At 65.7% G+C, this 5992-nt stretch carries 4 protein-coding genes and 2 pseudogenes; 5 read left to right on the top strand and 1 reads right to left on the bottom strand.

The window, feature by feature from the left end; all coding sequences use genetic code 11:
• Window positions 1–165: 165 nt before the first annotated feature.
• Window positions 166–324: pseudogene (locus MKL11_RS04015) on the top strand (SDR family oxidoreductase); the annotation flags it as partial.
• Between the two features lie 10 nt (window positions 325–334).
• Here the strand turns inward: MKL11_RS04015 and MKL11_RS04010 are convergent.
• Window positions 335–1000, bottom strand: a complete 666-nt coding sequence (locus tag MKL11_RS04010; protein ID WP_243940503.1) for a helix-turn-helix transcriptional regulator — start codon at window positions 998–1000, stop codon at window positions 335–337.
• 436 nt (window positions 1001–1436) lie between these two features.
• Here MKL11_RS04010 and MKL11_RS04005 point away from each other — a divergent pair, with 436 nt between their 5' ends.
• The 4 genes and pseudogenes from MKL11_RS04005 to MKL11_RS03990 all read left to right on the top strand — a co-directional run.
• Complete coding sequence (locus tag MKL11_RS04005) at window positions 1437–3614, top strand: TonB-dependent siderophore receptor (RefSeq protein ID WP_243940501.1); 2178 nt, start codon at window positions 1437–1439, stop codon at window positions 3612–3614.
• A gap of 20 nt (window positions 3615–3634) precedes the next feature.
• On the top strand, window positions 3635–5200 hold the full coding sequence (locus MKL11_RS04000; protein WP_243940499.1) for an alpha/beta hydrolase-fold protein: 1566 nt from the start codon (window positions 3635–3637) through the stop codon (window positions 5198–5200).
• 103 nt (window positions 5201–5303) lie between these two features.
• A complete protein-coding gene (locus MKL11_RS03995; protein ID WP_243940497.1) occupies window positions 5304–5462 on the top strand; it encodes a hypothetical protein in 159 nt (52 codons plus the stop codon).
• A 215-nt stretch (window positions 5463–5677) separates the two neighbouring features.
• Window positions 5678–5992, top strand: a pseudogene (locus MKL11_RS03990) (transposase); the annotation flags it as partial.

Below are 5992 nucleotides of genomic sequence, written 5' to 3'. Positions count from 1 at the left end.
ATCGAAGCGGCGACGCTCTGTCCTTGTGAGACCAGCACGTCGACCTGACGCAGCTTGCTCACGATCTCCTCGGGCTTGGGTCGTTGGGCCATCGATTCCGTCCTCTGTCGGCTCAAAAGCCATACTTCAGGGCGGACCACTTCAAAGGGGGACGATCAGGTCATCGCCGGGACGCCCGAGACCTTCAAGGCCAGCATCCCCCTCGGCAAACTCGCGACGCCGGAGGATGTGGCCGACGCGGTGCTGTTCCTCGCCTCCGATCGGGCCGGCCACATCACCATGGCCGACCTCTATGTCGATGGCGGCGCCACGCTCAGGGGATGAGCGGGCCGCGTCACCGCCGCTTGTGCTTGGGCAGGACGCCGTAGGCCCGCTTGAACGCCACCGTGAAGTTCGACGGATCCGCGTAGCCCGCCGCGTAGGCCGCCTGGGCGATGGTGACGCCGTCCCGCTCCAGCGCCGCGCAGGCCCGAGCGAGCCGCTCGCTGCGGATGAACTCGAACACCGTCATCCGGAAATGTTCCTTGAAGTGCCGTTGAACGGAGGAGACGCTCGCCCCGGTCTCCGCGGCAATCGTCTCGATGGTGAGATTCGCGCCGAGATTGGCCAGCACGTAGTCCCGCACCCGCTCGCTACGGCGGCGGCTGGCGAGTTGCGGGTGCAAGCGCGGGCGCGCTCCCGTGTGCTCTCTCATGGCCGCACAGGCTTGGCACAGGATGTCGAGGGCCCGCGCCTTGCAATGAAGGGCTCGCACCTCGCCGCCCAGGGTCGGCGGCGGATCAACAATCTGGTCCGCCAAATGGTGGATCTGTCGGCTCGCCGGAAAGGACAGCTGCGCGAGATGCGTGGACAGAAAATTCCTGAAGACCGGATCGGTCTCGGTGGCGTTGCGCATCAGACCGTCCAGCCAGGCATGGGGCGCCGCGATCGTCACGGATCGGACGGGTGCCTCGTCGCCGGGACCATAGTGCAGGCGCGACGCCCGCGCGGTGTTGAGCAAGTATACCGTCGCCTCGCCAAATTCATCGCCTGAATAGAAGTCTAACGGCCGCCCATCGATGATCATTCGATGCGATCCCTTAAATAAGACCGTCACTGTCAGGCTGGGACAGATCTCGCTGACGGTCGAATTTTGGATGCGGTCGGACTGCCCGCCGGTCACGCTGACGGACATTTGAGGCGAAACATTCATGTGCCGCATACTCTAGAACAGATACAATCTAAAACACCATCGCCCACGCAAGGCACGCCGTTCCTACAAAGAAATTCGCCGCTGCGGCAAGAACAACCTTCGTAGAGCTTCGAAATGGTAGGGCCTATACGGGGCGCACAGCATCACGTGTTCTCGCGCGACGGATCATGCGCGGCGTGTTGCCAAGGTCTCGTCCATGCGGTCTCACATCTGTTCCGGAACGTCCCTGCGTCTGGCCGTCTCGATGCTTCTGACCGGCGCGGCGAGCACCATCGCCCTGAGCGCCGCACTCGCCCAAGGTGTCGGCGCTCCAGCGCCCGTGGATGCCGTCGCGTTGGACACCCTGTCGGTGGAAGGCCGCGGCGAGCGCGGCGACGGGCCGGTGCGGGGCTACGTGGCCCGGCACTCCCTCTCCGGCACCAAGACCGATGCGGCCATCGCCGAGACGCCGCAATCCATCACGGTGGTGGGCCGGCAGCAGATGGACGACCAGAAGGTCCAATCGGTCGCCGAGGCGCTCCGCTACACGCCCGGGGTGATCGCCGATTATCGCGGCGCCTCCAACGTGCGCGACGAGATCTTCGTGCGCGGCTTCTTCTACGTGCCGCGCTACCTCGACGGCATGCTTATCGGGGGCGGCGACGACTACACCAAGATCGACCCGTACCTGCTCGAGCGGGTGGAGTTGCTCTCCGGCCCGGCCTCGGTGCTCTACGGCCAGGTCAATCCCGGCGGCATCATCAACATGGTGAGCAAGAAGCCGCTGTTCTCGGGGCCGCTGCGCGAGACCTGGCTCGCCATCGGCAACCGGGCGTTCCTGCAAGGATCGTTCGACATCGCGGACCGGGTTGCGGGCACCGACTCCCTGGCCTTCCGCCTCGTCGGCACCGGGCTGACCACGCATCTGCAGGAAGACTTCACCGGCCAACAGGGCATCGCGGTCGCCCCCTCGCTCAGCTGGGCGCCCAGCCCGGACACGACGCTGACCATCCTGTCCGGCTACCAGTGGGAACCGAATTTCGGCTACCGCAACTTCCTCGATGCCGATGGGACGATTCGGCCAATCAAAGACTACGGCTACGTGCGGCGAGACTTCTTCGTCTCCGACCCAAACTTCGAGAAGGCGGAGCGCACGCAGGCCTGGATCGGCTACGAGTTCGAGCACAGGATTGGCGACGCCCTCACGTTGCGTCAGAAGCTGCGCTACGCCTGGGTCGATTACGAGCAGCGGACCCTCACCTGGGGGCGCACCAGTCTCGATCCGGCAACCGGCGCCAAGACGCTCATCAGCCGGAGCGCATCGGGCGGCACCGAAGCCTGGGGCACCCTGACCAACGACAACCAGGTCGAGCTGAAGCTCGCCACCGGACCCGTCGAACACACGATCCTCTCAGGCCTCGACTATCGCGACCGCACGCGGGATTACCAATGGGGCTTCAACCGGAAGGACGGCCCCGGCATCAGCCTAGCCCACCCGATCTACGGCTACGATGTCTCGCGCCTGGTCCTCGACCCGGACTCGAACCTGAACACGTCTGCCAGCCAAGTCGGTGTCTACCTGCAGGACCAAGTGACGATCGGCGACCTCCACCTCCTGGCCGGCCTCCGCGAGGATTGGGCGAAGACGTCGACCACCGATTCCGTGCCGCGGACCGTCATGCGCTACGACGACAGCGCCTTCACCTATCGCGTGGGGGCGCTCTACACCCTGCCGAACGGCGTCGCACCTTATGTGAGCTATGCCACCTCGTTCGAGCCAGTTCTCAATCAGCCGCCCACGGGCAACACGCCGTTCAAGCCGACCACGGCGGACCAGTTCGAGGGCGGCATCAAGTACACCCCGGACGGCACGCACCTTCTGCTCACGGCCGCCTATTACGACATCGTGCAGGACAACCGGGTAGTCAGCGCCTACTCGGACACGCTCGGAAAGTTCATCAACAAGCAGATCGGCGTGGTCCACAACCAGGGCGTCGATCTGTCCGCCCAGGGCGACATCGCCGCCAACCTGTCCCTGATCGCGAGCTATTCCTACATCGACTCGATCATCGAGAGGACCGGCGATCCGACCGAGTTCCGCAAGACGCCGCCGCGCATCCCCGGCACTATGGCCTCCCTCTGGGCGGCCTACACCTTCGACGTTGGCGTGTTCAGGGGCCTCCAGCTCGGCGCCGGGATTCGCTATCTGGGCACGAGTTGGGGCAACAGTGCCAACACCGTGAAGGTGCCGTCCTACGCGCTGGTCGACGCCATGCTGAGCTACGATCTCGGCGTTCTGGACCGCCGCTTCGACGGAGCCGCCCTTCAGCTCAACGCCAAGAATATCGGCAACGTGACCTACGTGGCCTCGTGCCAGGGCGCCGGGGCCTGCTTCTACGGAGACGGGTTCACCGTCACAGGGGCGCTAAAATACCGGTGGTGAGGTCGCGCGCGACCGTCGTCATGGCCGGCCTCGTCTTCGCGATCTGCGCGCCCCGCTCCGAGGGCGCGCAGATGCCGGGCATCGCCCATGCCGAGGCCGTCGTCGCGGGAGACGACCACTTGCCCGCCGGCCAAGTGCGATCCCTGACGCTCGTTGCCCGCCCCGGCGATTATGTGCGCGGCACGCTCGCGGTCGGCGCGGGTCGCTTCCAGCTCGACCTCGTGGCGGCCGATGGGCGGCCGATCCGCCGGCTCGCCGACGATGTCGAGGGCCGCACCGGGGTTCATTTCATCGCGCCGAACGGGCCTGCGCGTCTGGTGCTCACGGCCCTCGAACAGGGGACGGCGCAGCTGACGATGGAGGCGAGCGCCGCCCCGCCGGAGGCGGTCTCGCCGCCGCCGCACCTGATCAGCCCCGTCATGGTCGCCCTGGCGGGCTCGGTCGAGGCGGGGAGCGGCACGGAGGCGTTCTGGGCCGAGATGGCGCGACGCGGGACGCCCCTGGTCGAGCCAGGCGGCGAGGGCCAGGTCCTCCTCACTTTCCTGGCGCGAGGCGCCCGGACGAACGTGAGGCTCGTCGGGGCGCCGTCAGGCGACCATGAATGGCTGAGCCGCCTCGCCGGCAGCGACGTCTGGTTCAAGAGCTTCACGGTCCCGCCCGATACACGCCTCTCCTACCGGATCGCCCCCGACGTTCCGGCCCCGTCCGGCAGCGACCGCGAGCGGCGCGTCGCCCTGCTCGCCACGGCGGCCGCCGATCCGATGAACCATCACCCCTGGCCGGCGGACGCGCCGGACGCGTTCAACCAAGATTCCACACTGGAGCTGCCCGCCGCACCGGTCCAGCCGGGGCTTGAGAACCTAAGCGCCCCGCGCGGCACGTTTATCCACTTCCGGCTCCCGAGCGCCCGCCTTGGCAACACCCGCGGCATCACCCTCTACATGCCGGCGGGCTTCGACCCGGTGGACCGGCGCAACCAACTGCTGATCCTGTTCGATGCGAAGGCCTATCTCACCAAGGTGCCGACGCCCCGTATCCTTGACACCCTTATCGCCGACGGGCGGCTGCCGCCGACGCTGGCGGTGTTCGTCTCAGAGATTGATGCTGAGTCGCGCGCCCGGGAACTCCCCGGCAACCCAGCCTTCGCGGAATTCATGGCGACGGAGTTGCTCCCGGCCATTCAGGCGCGCAGCCACGCCGTCATCCCGGCCGCCCGCACGATCCTGGCCGGATCCAGCTACGGTGGCCTGGCGGCCACCGCCGTGGCGCTGACCCATCCCGAGCTGTTCGGCATTGTTGTCGCGATGTCGGGTTCGTTCTGGTGGCGTCCGGAGCGCATCGCGGACCTCGTCGCCCGCGCGCCGCACCGGGATCTGCGCTTTCACATGAGTGCCGGTCTGTTCGAGGGTGCTCATCAGGGAACTGAGGGCATCCTAGAAACAACTCGGCGCCTGCGCGAGTGCCTCAGGGCCAAAGGCTATGCCGTCACTGGCCGGGACTATGCCGGCGGGCATGATTATTGGGTTTGGCGCGGTGCTCTGGCGGATGCTCTCTTGTCTGTCGCTAACGCTCCCAAGATTGATTGAGCGTTGTCGCCAAAATTAATTGGCTAGTTCATAGTAGTCTCATTAGCACAGCTGGGATGTCCCCCCAAATTTACCCTTCCAGAGGCCTGGCGTTGATCAGGAAGTGGACGCGGACACGACCGTCGAGGCACAGATCGATGCCCTCCTGTCTCGTATCGTCGATGGCGATCTATCGATGCACGCGGATTCGATCGAGCGGGCGTTCCCGGTGGTGAAGGGAGAGACGGTTCGGCAAGCCCTCAAAATCGCGCTCTTGAGCTGACACGATCTGTCGATCGCGCACGGGGCCGACTGAGCTCGGCTTCTGACCTGGCTCATGCCTTGTAAGGCAGCCTCTGCGTGTTGCTTGATGCGGAATTCAGGACCGGGACGGTTGAGGCTGTATCCGCCTCCTTGGTATGCCCCTAACCCAGCAAACTGGTCCGCGCTGAGCGCAAGTTTTTCGGGCATCCTGAACCCTTAAGGAGGGTGGATGCCATGCCTCGCAAACGCTTCACGAACGAACAGATCGCCTTCGCCCTGCGGCAGGCGGAGAATGGTGCGACGGTGGACGAGGTCTGCCGGACGATGGGCGTGTCCGAGCCGACGTTTTACCGTTGGAAGAAGCAGTTCGTCGGCATGGGCGTGCCGGAGATCCGCCGGCTCAAGCAGTTGGAGGATGAGAACAGCAAGCTGAAACGGCTGGTCGCCGACCTGACGCTGGACCGCTCGATGCTGCAGGACGTGCTCAAGCGAAAGTGGTGAGGCTCGCCGCGAGGTCGCCGGTCACCTGCAGGTGGCCTACGACATCGG

The organism is Methylobacterium sp. J-077 (assembly GCF_022829365.1).
In the GTDB taxonomy this organism is placed as follows: Bacteria; Pseudomonadota; Alphaproteobacteria; order Rhizobiales; family Beijerinckiaceae; genus Methylobacterium.
Note: the sequence above shows the minus strand (reverse complement) of the source record. Positions and strands in the feature narration are given on the sequence as shown.

Bases quoted from the DNA above. Each gene is read 5' to 3' on its own strand.
- MKL11_RS04005 (WP_243940501.1), top strand. From the start codon at position 1,437: ATGCTTCTGACCGGCGCGGCGAGCACCATCGCCCTGAGCGCCGCACTC.
- MKL11_RS04000 (WP_243940499.1), top strand. From the start codon at position 3,635: ATGGCCGGCCTCGTCTTCGCGATCTGCGCGCCCCGCTCCGAGGGCGCG.